The organism is Trueperaceae bacterium (assembly GCA_036381035.1).
Classification (GTDB): Bacteria; Deinococcota; Deinococci; order Deinococcales; family Trueperaceae; genus DASRWD01.
Genome location: DASVDQ010000021.1, coordinates 1 through 16,179, shown reverse-complemented (window position 1 = coordinate 16,179; position 16,179 = coordinate 1). Strand labels below are relative to the sequence as shown.

At 74.3% G+C, this 16,179-nt stretch carries 13 protein-coding genes; 9 read left to right on the top strand and 4 right to left on the bottom strand.

Translation table 11 applies throughout. The features are described 5' to 3' along the window. The first annotated feature begins 106 nt into the window (after window positions 1-106). From VF202_02480 to VF202_02470, 3 genes are read left to right on the top strand one after another with little or no spacing between them, the layout of a single operon-like run. The gene (locus VF202_02480) at window positions 107-1,114 is read left to right on the top strand and encodes a methyltransferase (GenBank protein HEX7038960.1); all 1,008 of its coding nucleotides are present in this window, start codon (window positions 107-109) and stop codon (window positions 1,112-1,114) included. A 14-nt stretch (window positions 1,115-1,128) separates the two neighbouring features. After that, on the top strand, window positions 1,129-1,857 hold the full coding sequence (locus VF202_02475; GenBank protein HEX7038959.1) for a M23 family metallopeptidase: 729 nt from the start codon (window positions 1,129-1,131) through the stop codon (window positions 1,855-1,857). Beyond that, on the top strand, window positions 1,854-3,098 hold the full coding sequence (locus VF202_02470; protein ID HEX7038958.1) for an AI-2E family transporter: 1,245 nt from the start codon (window positions 1,854-1,856) through the stop codon (window positions 3,096-3,098). The genes VF202_02475 and VF202_02470 overlap by 4 nt, the downstream gene beginning before the upstream one ends. Window positions 3,099-3,180: 82 nt before the next feature. Here VF202_02470 and VF202_02465 read toward each other — a convergent pair whose 3' ends face one another. Next, a complete protein-coding gene (locus tag VF202_02465) occupies window positions 3,181-5,544 on the bottom strand; it encodes a diguanylate cyclase (GenBank protein ID HEX7038957.1) in 2,364 nt (787 codons plus the stop codon). 105 nt (window positions 5,545-5,649) lie between these two features. Here VF202_02465 and VF202_02460 point away from each other — a divergent pair, with 105 nt between their 5' ends. Next, window positions 5,650-8,733 carry a DNA translocase FtsK gene (locus tag VF202_02460; GenBank protein HEX7038956.1) on the top strand — a complete coding sequence of 1,028 codons (3,084 nt, stop codon included), beginning with the start codon at window positions 5,650-5,652 and terminating at the stop codon, window positions 8,731-8,733. A 145-nt stretch (window positions 8,734-8,878) separates the two neighbouring features. Here VF202_02460 and soxR read toward each other — a convergent pair whose 3' ends face one another. Next, entirely contained in the window at window positions 8,879-9,316 is a 438-nt protein-coding gene (gene soxR, locus VF202_02455) for a redox-sensitive transcriptional activator SoxR (GenBank protein ID HEX7038955.1), read from the bottom strand. Between the two features lie 36 nt (window positions 9,317-9,352). On the opposite strand from soxR, the gene VF202_02450 reads away from it, so the two are divergent. Then, entirely contained in the window at window positions 9,353-10,078 is a 726-nt protein-coding gene (locus VF202_02450) for an SDR family oxidoreductase (GenBank protein HEX7038954.1), read from the top strand. Further along, complete coding sequence (locus VF202_02445; GenBank protein ID HEX7038953.1) at window positions 10,075-11,175, top strand: S-adenosylmethionine:tRNA ribosyltransferase-isomerase; 1,101 nt, start codon at window positions 10,075-10,077, stop codon at window positions 11,173-11,175. Before VF202_02450 ends, VF202_02445 begins: the two co-directional genes overlap by 4 nt. Before the next feature lie 107 nt (window positions 11,176-11,282). Here the strand turns inward: VF202_02445 and VF202_02440 are convergent, their stop codons facing one another. Together VF202_02440 and VF202_02435 are read right to left on the bottom strand one after the other, a co-directional pair. After that, the gene (locus tag VF202_02440) at window positions 11,283-12,173 is read right to left on the bottom strand and encodes an isoaspartyl peptidase/L-asparaginase (GenBank protein HEX7038952.1); all 891 of its coding nucleotides are present in this window, start codon (window positions 12,171-12,173) and stop codon (window positions 11,283-11,285) included. A gap of 129 nt (window positions 12,174-12,302) precedes the next feature. Further along, complete coding sequence (locus VF202_02435; protein HEX7038951.1) at window positions 12,303-13,214, bottom strand: GNAT family N-acetyltransferase; 912 nt, start codon at window positions 13,212-13,214, stop codon at window positions 12,303-12,305. Between the two features lie 121 nt (window positions 13,215-13,335). On the opposite strand from VF202_02435, the gene mreD reads away from it, so the two are divergent. From mreD to VF202_02420, 3 genes are all read left to right on the top strand, one after another. Then, complete coding sequence (gene mreD / locus VF202_02430; protein ID HEX7038950.1) at window positions 13,336-13,827, top strand: rod shape-determining protein MreD; 492 nt, start codon at window positions 13,336-13,338, stop codon at window positions 13,825-13,827. Further along, window positions 13,827-15,626 (top strand): penicillin-binding transpeptidase domain-containing protein, encoded by a 1,800-nt coding sequence (locus tag VF202_02425; GenBank protein ID HEX7038949.1) that lies wholly within the window; start codon window positions 13,827-13,829, stop codon window positions 15,624-15,626. Before mreD ends, VF202_02425 begins: the two co-directional genes overlap by 1 nt. Beyond that, a partial coding sequence (locus VF202_02420) for a septum site-determining protein MinC (protein ID HEX7038948.1) occupies window positions 15,623-16,179 on the top strand: 557 nt, incomplete at its 3' end. The genes VF202_02425 and VF202_02420, both read left to right, overlap by 4 nt.

The following is a 16,179-nucleotide window of genomic DNA, read 5'->3' as shown; positions in this document are numbered from 1 at the left end:
GGCTGGCCTGCCGCGGCCGAGTCTGGGCTGGGTCGAGGCACGGGACCATCATAGCCGCGTGCCGAGCGGGCCCGGTCGGCGGTGCGCCGGGCCTATAGCATGCGGCGTGCGCAGCGCCCCTTACGTCGCCGACGTCGTCTCCGGGCTCGAGGACCTCGCCGCCGCGGAGCTGCGGCGGCTGGGCGCCGCGTCCGTGGCAGAGGGGAGAGGCGAGGTCCGCTTCGACCACCCGGAGGTCGCCAGGGTGCTGCGGCGCTCGCGCCTCGCCTCGGCCGTCTACCTGTCGCTGGCCTTCGACGTCCCGCGGCCCAAGGCGCTGCTCGGCGACGCCGCGTTCCGGCGGCTCTCCGGCGCGGTGCGCCAGGTCGCGGAGGCGGCCGGCATGCGCGGCTTCAGGCTGGCCGCCGCCGGCGTCGACTCCCCCGCGTTCCGGCGCCTCGCCGAGGCCCTCGCCGCGTCCACCGGCCTCGCGCACGAGCCCGACGGGGGTGAGCTGCTGGCGCGCTTCCGCCGGTCGGGGTCCGGCTGGGAGGCCCTGCTGCGCCTGACGCCGCGGCCGCTCTCGACCCGCCCCTGGCGCGTGTGCAACCTGCCGGGAGGGGCGAACGCGACGGTGGCGGCGGCGATGGCCGACCTCGCGGGCGCCGGCGGCTCGTACCTCAACCTGATGTGCGGCTCCGGCACGCTGCTCGTGGAGCGTGCTCTGGCCGGTCCCGGCGGCCCGCTCGTGGGCGTCGACGTCTCGTCCGAGGCCGTGGCTTGCGCGCGGCGCAACCTCGCGGCGGCCGGGGTTAAGGGCGCCGAGCTCGTCGTCGACGACGTCGCCCGGCCCGGTTTCAGGGTGCCCGGCGCGTTCGACGTCGTGGCGGCCGACGCGCCGTGGGGCGACGCCGTCGGCGACCACGCCGCCAACGAGACGCTGTACCGCGCGCTGCTCGCCGCCGCCCGGCGCCACCTGGCCCCCGGCGGGCGCTTCGCGCTGCTCAGCCACGAGGTCAGGCTCGTCGAGAGGCTGCTGCGCGAGGGCGGCTGGCGGACGGTGGCGGCACGGCGCGTGGAGCACGGCGGCCACAGGCCCCTGCTGGCGGTGCTGGAGTGCGTGGGTGACGGCTGAGCTAGACTCCGCGCGTGCGCAGGGTCAAGCCCGGCTGGTACGTGCTCGCGGCCGTCACGGTCTACGCCGTCGTGGTGTCGGTCCTGCTGTTCGCCAGACCCGCGGCGCCCGCCGGGGACGCAGGGAGAGGGGAGGTTCCGCCGCCCGCGCCGGCGGGCAGGGGGGAGGCGGCCGCCTACGGTCCGGAGGGCCTGTGGTTCCCCATCCCGGGCGCGAGGCTCCCGCGCAGCGACTCGAACCTGCCCGGCGCGCCGCGCCCCTACCGCGCCGGCGTCAGCCAGGGCTTCGACTTCGTCGACGGCGACCTCGACGTGCCCGTCACCTACGGCGCCGCGGTGATCGCCGCCGCGGCCGGCCAGGTGATCAGGGCCGACCTCGCCTACGCGGAGCTCTCCGCGGAGAGGTGGGAGCGCCTGCTCGAGGAGGTCGAGGACGGCGCCACCGAGGAGGAGCTCGACCTGCTCCGCGGGCGCCAGGTGTGGATACAGACCTCGGGCGGCACCGTGCTGCGCTACGGCCACCTGTCCGGTGTGGCCAGCGGCGTGAGCGTCGGGCGCACTGTGTATCGTGGCCAGGTGGTCGGCTACGTGGGGAACTCCGGCACCGACGCCGGGGCGGCTGGCGGTCGGGAACGGCCCCGCCTGCGCTTCGAGGTGTGGCCCGACGAGGGACGGTACTTCGGCGAGGGCCTCACCCCCGAGCAGGTCAGGCTCGAGGCCGCGTCCCTGTTCGTGGGGCCATGAGGGAGACCCGCGTCAGCCCCGACCCGCGCCCGGCGGAGGAGCAGCTCCCCGCGCTCAGGTGGGCGTGGCGGCACCCGTGGGTACGGGCCGTCGTCTACGTCAGCCTCATCGTCCTCGCCCTGGTCGTCCTGTGGCGCGCCAGGGCCGGCTACATGTTCGCGCTGCAGGTGGCGCTGTTCGGCTTCCTGCTGGCCTACATCCTGAACCCGCTCGTCGGCCTGCTGATGCGCCTGCGGCTCAACCGCGGCTGGTCCGTGTTCGTCACCTACGTGCTGCTGGGCGGCCTCGTCACGCTCGGCTCGATGCTGGTCGCGCAGGTGGTGGCCGAGGCCGCCACCTTCGTCAACCTGCTCCCCGACGCGTTCGAGAGCCTGTCGCGCATCGTCGGCGAGGTCCAGGGACGCGTCCTGACGTGGCTCGACAGGATCCCGTTCCTGCTCTCCGACGGGCTCCAGGACGTGGACCCGAACGGGATCCTCGGCACCGAGATCAGGGACCGCGTCATCGCCGCGCTGCAGCAGCTGGGCAGCGACTTCGCCACGCTGATGGAGAGCTTCCTCAGCCGCGGGCCGGGCATCCTCTACACCGGGGCCACCGTCGTGATCTCGACGGGCCTGCAGATCGTGCTGATCGTGCTGGCCAGCGTCTACTTCCTCTACGACTACCCGCGCTTCACGGCCCAGTTCAGGCGCCTGGTGCCCACGCGCTACCACGGCATCTTCACCGAGGTGAGCGAGAAGGCCGACACGGCCGTCGGCGGCTACCTCAGGGGCCAGCTCCTCATCACGGCCATCGTGGGCGTGACGATCTGGATCGGCCTGACGATCCTCGGCGTGCCGCTGGCCACGGCGATCGCCTTCCTGGCGGCCGTGTTCAACCTCGTGCCCTACCTCGGGCCGGTGATCGGCGCCGTGCCCGCCGTCCTGCTCGCGCTCACCGTGAGCCCGCTGACGGCCCTGTTCACGATCGGCGTCTTCGTGATCGCGAACCAGGTCGAGGGCAACATCCTCTCGCCGCTGGTCCTCTCGCGCTCCACGAACCTGCACCCCGTGACCGTGCTGCTGGCGATCATGGCCGGCCTGGGGCTGTTCGGGCTCGTGGGCGCACTGCTGGCGGTGCCGACCGTCGCGTTCGCGAAGGTCGTGCTCGAGGACTACGTGCTCAGCCGGCGCGAGTTCCTGTCGGTGCCGCCCGACGTGGACCCGGAGGACCTCGACGAGGAGGACCTCCCCTTCGCCTGAGGCGGCCCGGGGCGGCGCGCCCGGACGGCGCAGGGCAGGGAGGCGCCCTCCTCGGGGCGCGGCGGGAGGCCGCCCGCGCGCCTCAGGTCGCCTCGGTGGGGCGGCTGCGCTGCTTGCGGAAGTACATGAGGTCGTCGGCCCGCCGCAGCAGGGTCTCGGGGTCGTGGCCGTCCATGGGGTAGGACGCCACGCCCACCGAGGCCGCCAGGCTGACCCCGTGAACCTCGATCTGGGAGACGAGCTCGACGAAGCGCTCCGCCGCCGCCTGGGCCTCCTCGGGCCGCACCTCCGGCAGCAGCAGCACGAACTCGTCGCCGGCCCAGCGGAAGGCGTGGTCGGAGGAGCGCAGGTGCCGCGTCAGCGAGTCGGCCACGGCGACCAGCGCCGCGTCGCCGGCGGCGTGCCCGAAGCGGTCGTTGATCTGCTTGAAGTTGTCGAGGTCCACCATCACGAGGTTCAGCGGGTGGCCGTACCGCTCGGCCCGGGCCAGCTCGGCCTGCAGGCGGCGCTGGAAGCCCTCCCTGTTGCCCAGGCGGGTGAGGCCGTCGGTGACGAGGCTCTCCTCGAGGCGCCTGACCTGCTCGACCTGCCGCACGATCACGGCGATGTGCTGCGCGAACGCCTCGGCGATGCGCAGCGAGTTCGAGCTGAAGGCGGCCTCGCTGGAGAAGTTGTCGACGTTGAGGAGCGCCACGACCTCGGAGCCCTCGGTGATGGGGATGACGATGTTCGCCTTGATGTCCGGCACGCGGGCGGCGGCGAGGTTCGCCGGCGTCCTCTCGTTCGAGCTGGCGATCGAGAAGCGCATGACGTCCTCGCCGCGGGCGATGCGCCCGATGCCGCGCCTGAAGTCGGCCTCCGAGCCGGCGTACCACTTGAGCTGCTCGGCGAGCGTGAACGGCCCCGCGCCCTCCTTGATCGCGTCGAGGTCGTAGCCCACAGCCGCCTCGAAGCGGTAGAGGTCGCCGTCGCGCACGAGGACGCTGGCCGCCTCGGCGCCGATGATCAGGTCGACCGCCGCCTCCGCCGCGCGCTGGAACAGCGTGCTGGGGGCCTCGGCGCGGGCCAGCTGGCCTATCACGTCCAGCGTGGCGAAGAGCTGCTTGTTCAGCACCACGCGGCTGAGGGCGGCGCCCAGCGCCTCCGCCGCGCGCCTCACGAGCGTCAACTGGCGCTCGCTCAGGGGCTTGGGCCGGCCGAGGCTGACGAGCCCGAGGAGGTACCTCACGTCGCCCTGGCCGTTGTGCAGGGGTGAGAGGACCACCGTCCTCACCCCGCCCTCGCCCTCCAGCCAGGCGAAGGCGCCGCCCGACAGGCGCCGCTCCTGGAGGTCGGGCACCTGCACCTGTCGTCCTTGCAGCCACGTCTCCTCGATCAGGCCGGCGAACTCCAGGCCGGACTCCGCGCGGCTCGCGATGGCCGGCGGCAGGGTGCCGACGCGGACCAGCGGGCGCACCCTGGCCTGACGCAGCTCGAGCACCCCGCCGGCGTCGAGGCCGAGGAACCTCACGAGGTCGGTGACGGCGGTGCTGGCCGCCTGCTTGGCGTCGTCGGCGTGCAGCAGCGCGTGCGAGAGGCGGGCCAGGAACTCCTGCTCCTGGCGCTCGGCGTCGAGCTCGGCCCTGGCGTCGAGGCGCTCGAGGACCTCGGCGACGATGCGGGTGAAGGCCCGCAGCGTGTCGTGGTCGTCGCCGGAGAAGGCGTCGGGCGCCGTGTGCTCGAGGTTGATGACGGCCCTCACCTCGCCGCGGACCTTGACGGGCAGCGCCAGCTCCGACCGCGTCGGCACGGCGCCGGGGGCGACGACGAACTCGGCGTCCCGCGCCGTGTCGGGGACGTACTGGGGCTCGCCCGTGCGGTAGGCGCGCCCTATCACCGAGGTGAGCGGCACGCGGAAGCCGGGCTTCGCGTCCCAGCGCCAGGCCTTGGCGAGCGTCAGGCCGTCGCCCTCGGGCACGAACAGCTCGGCGTGGGTGAAGGTGAGGATGTCGGAGAGGAGCCGCGGGGCGGCGGAGAAGAGGTGGGCGTCGTCGTCGGCCTGGTCCAGCTCCAGCGCGGCCTGCTGCAGCAGGCGAGCGCGCCGCTCGTTGCCGCGCGCCCTGGCCTCGGACTCGCGCCAGACGCGGTGCATGCGGTCGCCGACGACGGTGGCCAGCAGCATCGTCAGCATGAGCCCCAGGTACGAGCCGGCGCCGAACGGGCCCGCCCCGCCGGTGACGTCGAAGCCCCACACGAGGAGCAGCGAGATCGGCACGAGGAACGCCGCCACGGTCCAGCCGAACCAGGCGGTGGCGGCCATGAAGGGCACGGCCATGAGGAAGCCGTGCCAGGGCATGAACCGGCCCGCCGACAGCGGGAGGGTGACGACGGCGGCGCCGGCCAGGCCCCACAACCCGAACATCAACGCCGGCCCTGGGCGACCGCTCCCGTAGCCCAAGCCCTTCACTGCCGAACGCTCATCCTCGCCACAGCTTCACATGTGCTCAGTTCGCGGCGAAGTGTACCAGTTCTCCCCTCGGGCACCTACCCCCGAGGCGGTAGACTCGGCGACGTGCGCAAGAGCCGACGGGAACGGCAACGTCAGGGCGACAAGACGCCCGACATCGAGGCCCTGGGCCTGGTCCTGACGGCCGCGGGCCTGTTCCTCGTCGGCGTGCTCGTGCCCGCGATCCCGTCCGGCGAGCTGGGGCGGACCGTGCGCGGCGCGCTGACGGGCAACGTCGGCTGGGCCGCCTACTGCCTGGCGGTCCCGCCGCTGGTCCTGGGCGGCTTCTTCCTCCTGCGGCGCAACCCGTCCTGGTGGCCGCGGGTCCTGCTCGGCTACCTGGTGCTCGTCGCGGGCCTGTGGGGCGTCTCGGCCGCCGTGCGGCCCGACGTGGCCGGGGCCTGGGGCGCCAGCCTCAGGTCCGCGCTCGGCCCCACCTGGGGCGTCGTCGCCGTCGTGCCGGCCGTCGTCGTGGCCGCGCTGGGCCACGACCTCCTGCGCGGCTGGCGCCCGTTCCGCACGCTGACGCTGTCGCTGCGGGCGGCGGCGGACGCGGTGCGCACGGCCTACGAGGCCGCGGCGCGGGCGCGGCGCACCGCCAAGGACCGCGCCGCGTTCCACGCCGACGCCGCGCTGGTGCGTAAGGGCCTCGCCGAGCTCGACAAGGACCTGCAGGCGCTGAGCGAGCTCTACCCGTCCAGCGCCGAGCTGGACCGGTGGCGCGCCGAGGTGAGGGCGGCCCACCGCGAGATGCGCGCGCCCACGCCCCAGGGCCTGCGCGACGCCAGGGCCGACCTGAAGGCGTGGCAGTCCGCCGTGGCCGACTTCGCCCGCGACCGCGCCGCCGACCTCGGCGCCCACCTCGACGCCGAGGCGGCGCTGCCTCCCGAGCCGGGGGTCGGCACCTTCGAGGCCTGGTGCGCAGCGCTGAAGCAGGCGATCGACGACCCGGTCACGGCGCCCGGCCAGGCCGCGCAGGCCCTCGACCGCCTGCGCAAGGGGCTGGCCCTCGACCTCACGGCGCTGATGGAGCGCAACAGGAAGCTGACCCGCGAGCGCGACCTCGACCGGCGGTCCCTCAAGGGCATGGCGCCGCGGCGGCTCGTCGAGGCGTCGGCGGCGCACGCGCGCCGCGTCGAGGCGTTCCGCGAGCTCGAGCGCGAGGCCGACCGCCTCGGCCTCGACGCCGAGGCGCTGGAGCCGTGGCGCGAGCTGGTGGACGCCCTGGCGGAGGTCAGGGAGGGGGAGCCGGTCGCGGAGGTCGAGGACTACGACGCCACCCTGGCCGGCGAGCTCGACGCCAAGGGCCGCGCGGTCCTCTCCCAGCTCGAGGGTTGGCGGGCGGCTCTCGCCGCCGTCGCCAGGCGGGCGGCGGCCGAGCGGGCGGCCATGGCCGAGCGCGCCGCCGCCGAGCGGGAGGAGGCGTCGGCGGCCGGCGTGGAGGCCGTGGACACCGACGGCCTAGGCGGACAGGACGCGGCCGCATGGACCGCCGAGCCCGACCTGCCCTGGGACGCGCCGGGCGCGGGGGTCGAGGACGCCCTGCTCGACGACCTGGTCGCCGTGGGAGCCGCGCCCCAGGGCGCATCCGCGGCGGCGCAGCCGGCGCGCGCGCACCGGGCGCCGCCGCTCACGGTCGTGGCCTCGGGGGCAGCCGACGAGGGCGGCGAGGAGGCCCCGTCGCGCGAGCCCGTCGGCGCCATCGACATCCAGGTGCCGCCCGTCGCGCTCCTCGACGACGTCGAGGCCTCGCCGCAGGACCGCGAGCAGATGCTCCAGGAGCACCGCGCGCGCGTCAGGCAGATCGACGAGACGCTGGCGAACTTCAAGCTGGGCGGCCGGGTGGTCGCGGCCGTGCGCGGGCCGACCGTCACGCGCTTCGAGGTGGAGCCGGCGCCGGGCGAGAAGATCAGCCGCTTCGCGAACCTCTCCGACGACCTGGCGCTGGCGATGGCCGTGGGGTCCGTGCGCATCGAGGCGCCGATCCCGGGCAAGAGCGTGATCGGCCTCGAGGTGCCGAACGCCCACCGCGAGCTCGTGCGCTTCCGCGAGGCCGTTGAGGCGCCCACCTACAAGCGCTCGAAGGCGCGCCTGCCGCTCGTGCTCGGCAAGTCGATCGACGGCGAGATGGTCGTGGGCGACCTCGCCCGCATGCCGCACCTGCTCATCGCCGGCTCGACCGGCTCGGGCAAGTCGGTGGCGGTGAACGCGCTGATCGCCTCGCTGCTGTTCAGGTTCCTGCCGACCGAGCTGCGCTTCCTGATGATCGACCCGAAGATGGTCGAGCTGACGCCCTTCGACGGCATCCCCCACCTGCTGCGTCCCGTCGTCACGAACCCGAAGGACGCCGCCGGGGTGCTGATCGGCGCCGTGGCTCACATGGAGCGCCGCTACCAGATGATGTCGAAGATCGGCGCGAAGAACCTCGACCAGTACAACGAGAAGGCGCGCAACCTCGACATGCCGCCGATGCCGTTCATCGTCATCGTCATCGACGAGCTGGCCGACCTCATGATCACGAGCCCGAAGGAGGTCGAGTCGTCGATCATGCGGCTGGCGCAGATGGCGCGCGCGACCGGCATGCACCTGATCCTCGCCACCCAGCGCCCGTCGGTGGACATCCTCACGAGCCTGATCAAGGTCAACGTGCCGGCGCGCATGGCGTTCGCCGTCTCCTCGAGCCACGACTCCCGCACGATCCTCGACGGCATGGGCGCCGAGCGTCTCATCGGCCTGGGCGACATGCTCTTCTACCAGCCGGGCCTGGTGAAAGCCGTGCGCCTCCAGGGGCCGTTCGTCAGCGAGAACGAGATCGCCAGGCTGGCCGAGTTCCTGCGCCGGCAGTACTTCGACGACGACTTCGTGGAGGCGTACGGCGCCGACTTCGACCCGCCGCCCGCCGACGAGTCGACGGCCAGCGGCCTCATCGACTGGAACGACGACAAGCTGCGCGCCGCCGCCGAGCTCGTGATCAGCGAGGGCCAGGCCAGCGTCTCGCGCCTGCAGCGGCGCCTGTCCGTCGGCCACGCCCGCGCGGGCAAGCTCATGGACTCGCTCGAGGCCCTCGGCATCGTGGGGCCGCACACGGGCAGCAAGCCGCGCGAGGTGCTGGTGGCCATGGAGGAGCTGCCGGAGATCTTCGGGAAGTAGGCGCCCTCGGCGGCCCGGTCCGCAACGGCCGGGGCGCCGCCCCAGGGCGGGCGCAGGTCATAGCGGCCGCGAGACCCGCCGGTCGACGGCGCTCGCCATGCCAGCGGGGGGCGAGGCCGCGCCCGCGGGCCGACGGGGCGAGCGGCTAGGTGAGGAACCGCGGACCGGGACCGCCGCTCGCCGCCTGGTCGTCGGGGTTGACGAGCCAGCAGCGGTCGAGGGAGAGGCAGCCGCAGCCGATGCAGCCCGTGAGCTTGTCGCGCAGGCCCTGGAGCGTGGCGATGCGCTCGTCGAGGCTCTGGCGCCAGGCCGTGGAGAGCTCGTGCCAGTCAGCCGCCGTGGGCGTGCGGTCGTCCGGCAGGCGCGAGAGCACCGAGGCGATCTCGGCCAGCGAGATGCCGCAGCGCTGGGCGGCGCGGATGACCGAGACGCGCCTCACCGTGGCGCGCGGGTAGCGTCGCTGGTTGCCGGAAGTGCGCTCCGACCTGATGAGGCCGCGCTGCTCGTAGAACCGCAGCGCCGACGTGGCCACGCCGGTGCGGCGGGCCAGCTCGCCGATCGTGATGTGGCTGGGCAGGGCCATTGACTTGAAGTTTACTTGAAGTTGTACCTTGCGGCCATGAACCCTCCGCGAACCGACGAAGACGGCACGGCGGACGGGCGCGTCGCCATCGTCACCGGCGCCTCCCGCGGCCTGGGGCTGGAGCTGACCAAGCGGCTGGTGGCAGGCGGCTGGAGCGTCGTCGTCGACGCGCGCCACGGGGGCGAGCTGGCCGAGGCGGTCGCCGGCCTCGGGCCCCGCGTACGCGCCGTCCCCGGCGACGTGACAGACCCGGTCCACCGCGAGCGCCTCGTGGCCGCGGCGAGAGAGCTGGGCGCCCTGGAGCTGCTCGTCAACAACGCCTCCACGCTCGGACCGACGCCGCTGCCCGGCCTGGCCCACTACCCGCTCCCCGCGCTCAGGGAGGTCATCGAGACGAACGTCCTCGCGCCGCTGGCGCTGGTCCAGGCCTGCCTGCCGGCGCTGGAGGCGGCGGGCGGCGCGGTCGTGAACGTGACCTCGGACGCCGCCGTCGAGGGCTACGCGGGCTGGGGCGGCTACGGCGCCTCGAAGGCCGCGCTCGAGCAGCTGAGCCGCGTCCTGGCCGCCGAGCAGCCGCGCGTGCGCGTCTACTGGGTCGACCCGGGCGACATGAACACGCGCATGCAGCAGGACGCCTACCCGGGCGAGGACGTCTCGGACCGCCCGCCGCCGAGCGCCAGCGTGCCCGGCATCCTGCGCCTCGTGGACGAGCGCCCGCCGTCCGGCCGCTACCTCGCCAGGGCGGAGGAGGTGCCCGGGTGACGCTGACGACGCGCGGCGCGTCGCCGGGCGGCGGACCGGTCGCGGCTCCGGGTGCCGGGGCGGCCGCGCGGACCGGCTCCGCGGGGGCCCCGTCCCGCGCCCCGGCGTCCGGCTACCGACCGCGGAACGCGGTCAGGCTGATGATCGCCGACGCCGCCACTGGCGCGATCTCCCACGGACGCTTCGACGGCATCGCCGAGGCGCTGGCGCCCGGCGACGTGCTCGTCGTCAACGTCTCGGCCACGGTGCCGGCGGCCCTCGACGGGGTCGGCGCCGAGGGGCCGGTGCGCCTGCACCTCTCCTCACCGGTGGCCGGCGCCGTGTGGACGGTGGAGCCGCGTCGGCCCCTGGGCGTCGGCTCGGCGCCCTGGCGGGAGTTCGCCGGCGGCGAGGTCGAGCTGCCGGCGGGCGCCGCGGCGGAGCTGCTGGCGCGCGACGCCCGCTCGCCGCGCCTGTGGCTCGCCGAGCTGCGGGGCGTGGGCGACGTGCTCGCCTACCTGCGGCGACACGGCCAGCCCATCCGCTACGCACACGAGCGTCGGGCGCGGCCCCTGAGCGCCTACCAGACCGTCTTCGCCAGCACGCCCGGCTCGGCCGAGATGCCGAGCGCGGGCCGGCCGTTCACGGCCAGGCTCGTCGCCCGGCTCGCCGCTACCGGCGTCGTCTTCGCCCCCGTGGTCCTGCACTGCGGCGTGGCGTCCTTCGAGGCCGGCGAGAGGCCCGACGCCGAGCGCTACGAGGTGGGCGAGACCACCGCGCGGCTCGTCAACCAGGCGCGCGCAGCCGGCCGGAGGGTGGTCGCCGTGGGTACCACCGCGGCCCGTGCCCTCGAGACCGTCGCCGACTCCGCCGGCGTCGTCCACCCCGGCAGCGGGCGCACCGAGCTGCTGATAGGCCCGGAGCGCGGGGTGAGGGCCGTCGACGGGCTCCTGACCGGCTGGCACGAGGCCGGCGCCTCGCACCGGGCGCTGGTCGAGGCCGTCGCGGGCGAGGAGCTGGTGCACCGCTGCTACGCGGCGGCCGAGGAGCGCGGCTACCTCTGGCACGAGTTCGGCGACGCGCTGCTCGTGCTGGCCGCGCGGCGCGGCGGGGCCTGACCCGGGAGAGCCGTCAGCCCCGCCCCGCAGCGCCGACCGCTCGGGGGCGCCCCGCGCGGACGCGGCGTCCCGGCTGGCAGGCCTCCGCGACCCCGGGGTAGGCGCCCCTAGCGGTCGTCGAAGAGGTGCACTCCCGGCTCCTGCTGCACGTCCTCGTAGGAGGCTCGGGACGTCCTGTACGCCAGGGCCAGCATGGGCGTGTTGTAGGCGAAGCCGAAGCGGCCGTCCCGCCCGAGGTAGATGAAGCCGCCGTCGCCCCTCGCCCGCACCAGGTCGTCGAGGCCGGCCTGCAGCGCCTCCGCGGGGCTCGCGCCCAGGTCGATGCGCAGGGCCACGGAGCGGCAGGCCGCGCTGCGGAGGAACGCCTCGCCGATGCCGGTGCCCGACAGCGCGTGGCGCTCGTCGCACCAGGTGCCGGCGCCGGGCACGGGCGTGTCGCCGAGGCGTCCCGGGTACTGGGCCAGGATGCCGCCGGTGCTGGTGGCGGCGGCCAGCCGGCCGTCGTCGGCCAGCGCCAGCGCCCCCACGGTGCCGCGTCCGGGCCTGTCCGTGCCGCGCTGTCGCCAACGCTCGAGCTCCTCCCTCGTGCGCTCCGTGAGCAGGGACTCGTTCGGCACCGGATGCTCCTCGAGGCGCTCGGCGCCCTCGCCCGCGAGGATCACGTGCGGCGTCGACGTACGCACCTTCTCCGCCAGCCGCACGGGGTTCCGCGAGTTCGTCACCGCCGCCACCGCCCCGGCGCTGCCGTCGCTCGCCATCACGCAGGCGTCGAGCTCCACCCGCCCCTCGCGCGTGGGCGCGCCGCCCACCCCGGCGTTGAAGGCCCGCTCGTTCGACTCCATCGCGCTCACCGACGCGATCACCGCGCCGACCGGGTCGCCGGAGGCCAGGAGCTCGCGGTAGCCGGCGTCGGCCGCCTCCCGCAGGCCCGCGCGGTAGGCGTCCCGGTACCTCTCCGGCACGGTGCCGGCGCCGCCGTGGATGAGGAGCATCGCCATGGGCGCCAAGTTACCAGGGGGTCGGCGGGGCGGGCCCTGCTCGTCAGGCGGGCTAGGGACCTCGTGGACGCGTCCGCGGGGCGTGCCCGGCAGGGTTCGGTCGAGGCGCGCCGCCCGTCCCGCCCGCCGTCAACCGCCCGGTCGCACCAGGCCGTACTCGGCGGACTCCGCGATGCGCTCGTACCCGATCCGCTCGTAGAGCGGGTTCGAGGTGGGGTTCGCGAGGTCGGTGTAGAGGAAGCAGAAGCGGTAGCCAGCGGCCAGCACGCCCTCGCTCACGCTCGCCACTAGGCTCTCGGCGTAGCTGCGCCGACGGAACGGCGGCGGCGTGTAGACCGGCCCGATGCGCCGTCCGTGGGGCGTGCGCGCTCCCAGGCCGGCGAGGCTCACCGGCTCGCCCCCCACCTCGAAGAGGTAGAGCCGCCGGTACTCGTGGCCGATGAAGAGGCGGAAGGCCTCCTCCGGGGAGCAGATGTGCACGTTCACCTCGGCGTAGAAGGCCTCGAACCACGGCACGACCAGCGCGGCGTCGCCGGCGGTCGCGACCCTCACGCTGCCGGGCGCCCTGGCCGCAGGCAGCACGCGCGAGAGACGGTACACGCCCTGGCGCATGCCTTGCCGCACCGCGAGCCCCTCGCCCTCGGCCCACCAGCGCGCGACCGCCGCGGCGTCCGGCTCGATGCCCGTGACGCCGGGCGGCACCGCGCCGCGCGAGCGCATGTCGGCGAGGAGCGTCGCGCGCGCGTCCTCGTCGTCGCCGTAGGCCACGAGCAGGTGGTGCGGCGGGGTCATCACGAGGGCGGCGCGGGTCTCGCCGGCGGCGTCGACGGCGAGGAGGAGCTCGACGTCGTCCCCGGTGTAGAGGCCGTCGGCCACGGAGTTCGCGACCCCTATGGGCAGGTTGTTCTCGGCCTCGTGCCTGGCCAGGTGGGCGACGACCCGCGCGGCGAACGCCCGCCGACCCGCGAGGTCGGCGGGGGCGCGCTCGACGGTGAAACGCTTCGCCGCCGCGCCGCGTCGAGCCGCAGTACCGTCGGGCATGCAGGCCAGCATAGCCGCGTGCGCCGGACCTCGTGGCGGCCCGGCCCCGGTCCGGCTCGGCTCCCGGCAGGGGCCGGCGCCGCCCATGGGGCGCGGCTGAGCCCCTGGTTAGACTGACGCGATGCGCCTGGTGCTCTTCTACCTGGTCCTGCTCGTGTCGCAGGGCTTCCTCTCGGCGCTCCTCGCGCCGCTGCCGGCGCCCGACCTCTTCCTCCTCGCGGCGCTGACCCTCCTGTGGCGGGTCCAGCCGTGGCAGCTCGTGCTCGTCGCCTACGGCATCGGCCTCGTCCAGGACGTCGCCGGCCAGGGGGTCCTCGGCATGCACGCGATGGCGCTGGCCGGCGGGGCGCTGGCCGCCACGTTCGTGCGCGCGCAGCTCACGAACGCGGGCGCCCTCGAGCGCCTGCTCGTCGTCTTCGTCGCCGTGGTGGGCAAGTGGGCCGTGATGGCCCTGCTCCTCGCCTGGCTCGTCGGCGGGCCGTACAGCCTCGACAGGCTCGGCGCCGTCGTCGCCGTCGAGAGCGCGCTCACCGTGCTGGCCGGGCTGCTCGTGCTGCCGTGGAGCGCCGCGCTCCTCGACAAGAGCCGCGTGCTGCAGAAGGAGCTCATCTGATGGTCGCGCGGATGCGCCTCCTGCTGGCGTTCTTCTTCACCGTCCTGGCGGTGTTCACCGGGCGGCTCATGGTCCTGCAGCTCGTGCGGACCGAGGAGTACGCGCTCAAGAGCATCCAGAACTCGCTGGCCCAGCAGCGCATCACGCCGCTCAGGGGACGGATCCTGGCGCGCGACGGCACCGTGCTGGCCGACGACCGCGTGGCCCACGACCTCATGTACAGGGGCGGGCCGGCGCCCGAGTGGGAGCGCATCAAGGCGCTGCTGGGCGTCACCGGCGACCTGCGCGAGCCCGACCCTACGAAGCCGGAGGAGGTCGTGAGCGGCGCCGTGGCCGTGTGGAACATCCCAGACGAGCTGGTGCCGGCGGTCGAGGAGCGCGTGGCGGGCAGCGAGAACCTCTACCTGCGCGAGCGCATCGAGCGCACCTACCCCACGAACCTGGCGGCGCAGGTCGTCGGCTACACGCAGCAGGCCGACCCCGTGCGCAACCCGGGCTACTCGGTCAACGACCTGGTGGGCGTCTCCGGCATCGAGGCGGCCTACGAGGCGGCGCTCTTCGGCGGCGCGGGCGCGCGTCAGGTGGAGGTGGACTCCGGCGGCACCGTCGTCGCCTCGCACGTGCTGTGGTCGGCCCAGCCCGGCTACGACGTCGTGCTCACCATAGACCCGCAGCTGCAGCGCCTGGCCGAGGACGTCCTGCAGCGGTCGCTGACGTACGTGAACGAGGACCGCCTGCGCGTCGGCCTGCCCACGGAGGACGTGGCCAAGGGCGCGATCATCGCCCTCGACCCGCGCACGGGCGAGGTGCTGGCGATGGCCAGCTCGCCCACCTACGACCAGAACGTGTTCACGCACCGGCCGTCGGACCCCGAGGCCGTCGAGGCGATCCTCCACGACGACGACAACCCGCTGACGAACCGCGCGGTCGAGGCCTACCCGCCGGCGTCGACGTTCAAGGTCGTGACCTCCTCGACGCTGCTCGAGAACGGCTACGTCACGCCCGACCAGCGCTTCCCCTGCACCGCGGTGTTCCGCTACGGCGGCATCACCTGGCGCAACTGGGCCACCTTCGACAAGGGCATGTACGACGTGCGCCACGCGATCGCCGACAGCTGCAACACCTACTACTGGAACGCGGCCTACTCGACCCCCGACTTCGGTCGCGGCTGGGCGCCCTTCATCGCCGACCTCGTCGAGCGCGCCCGCGAGCTGGGGTTCGGACGCCCCACCGGCGTCGGCCTGCTCGAGGAGAAGGCCGGCCGCATACCTGACGACCAGTGGGTGAGGGCCCAGCCCCGTTACGAGCACGGCTGGCTCCCAGGCTTCACCCTCAACACCGTGATCGGCCAGGGCGACGTGCTGGCGACGCCGGTGCAGATCGCCCAGTTCGTGTGCACGATCGCCAACCGCGGGCTGATGCCGCGGCCGTTCCTCGTCAAGCGCATCGGCGACCAGGTGATGGAGCCGCGCGTCACGCAGGTGCCCGGCGTCCACTGGGAGACGCTCATCGACGGCATGGAGCTGATGTTCACCGACTACCCCTCGGCGAACACCATGGGCCCGCGCGTCTACCCGTGGACGGTCGCCGGCAAGACCGGCACGGCCCAGACCGGCCGCGGCGGCGATTGGACCCACGCCTGGTTCATGGGCTTCAGCCCCGTCGAGGAGCCTCAGATCGCCCTCGTGGTATTCATCGAGTACGGCGGCTCCAGCTCGCGCGTCTCGGTCCCGGTGGCCCGGGACTTCCTCGCCGGGTACTGGCAGCTCAAGGGTGTGGAGGTGCAGGCTTCCCGGTGAAGGCCAGGGGTACGCGCGGCGGCATACTGCTGAGCCTCGAGCCCGGCGACGACGTCGCCAAGGTCGAGGAGTCGCTCAACGCCCACGCCGACCTGCTCAAGGAGAGGGTCGCGCTCGAGGTCTCCGACAGGACGCCGGTCGAGGTGATCGAGGCCGTGGCCCGCAGCGTGCGCGACGCCGGCGGCACGTTCACCGACGTGCGTCCGCCGGTGAACAAGCTGCAGTCGCGGGGCGAGACCGTTATCGTCGCGCGCACCGTGCGCAGCGGCGGACGCGTCGAGTCCACGGGCTCCGTGGTGGTCCTCGGCGACGTGAACGCCGGCGCCGAGGTCCTCGCCAACGACGACATCATCGTGATCGGCACCCTGCGGGGCCTGGCCCACGCCGGCGCCGGCGGCAACGAGAAGGCGGTGATCTGGGCCGAGCGCATCTTGAGCCCCCAGCTCCGCATCGGCGGTGCCGTGGCGCAGGCCGCCGGCCACGACGAGGCGAACGGACGCGGCCCCGAGGTCGCGCTCCTGAAGGACGGGGCCATCGTCATAAGGCCCTGGTC

Coding starts and splice junctions, on each gene's coding strand:
- mreD (HEX7038950.1), top strand. CDS start 13,336: ATGCGCCTGGTGCTCTTCTACCTGGTCCTGCTCGTGTCGCAGGGCTTC.
- VF202_02440 (HEX7038952.1), bottom strand. CDS start 12,173: ATGGCGATGCTCCTCATCCACGGCGGCGCCGGCACCGTGCCGGAGAGG.
- soxR (HEX7038955.1), bottom strand. CDS start 9,316: ATGGCCCTGCCCAGCCACATCACGATCGGCGAGCTGGCCCGCCGCACC.
- VF202_02425 (HEX7038949.1), top strand. CDS start 13,827: ATGGTCGCGCGGATGCGCCTCCTGCTGGCGTTCTTCTTCACCGTCCTG.
- VF202_02435 (HEX7038951.1), bottom strand. CDS start 13,214: ATGCCCGACGGTACTGCGGCTCGACGCGGCGCGGCGGCGAAGCGTTTC.
- VF202_02470 (HEX7038958.1), top strand. CDS start 1,854: ATGAGGGAGACCCGCGTCAGCCCCGACCCGCGCCCGGCGGAGGAGCAG.
- VF202_02450 (HEX7038954.1), top strand. CDS start 9,353: ATGAACCCTCCGCGAACCGACGAAGACGGCACGGCGGACGGGCGCGTC.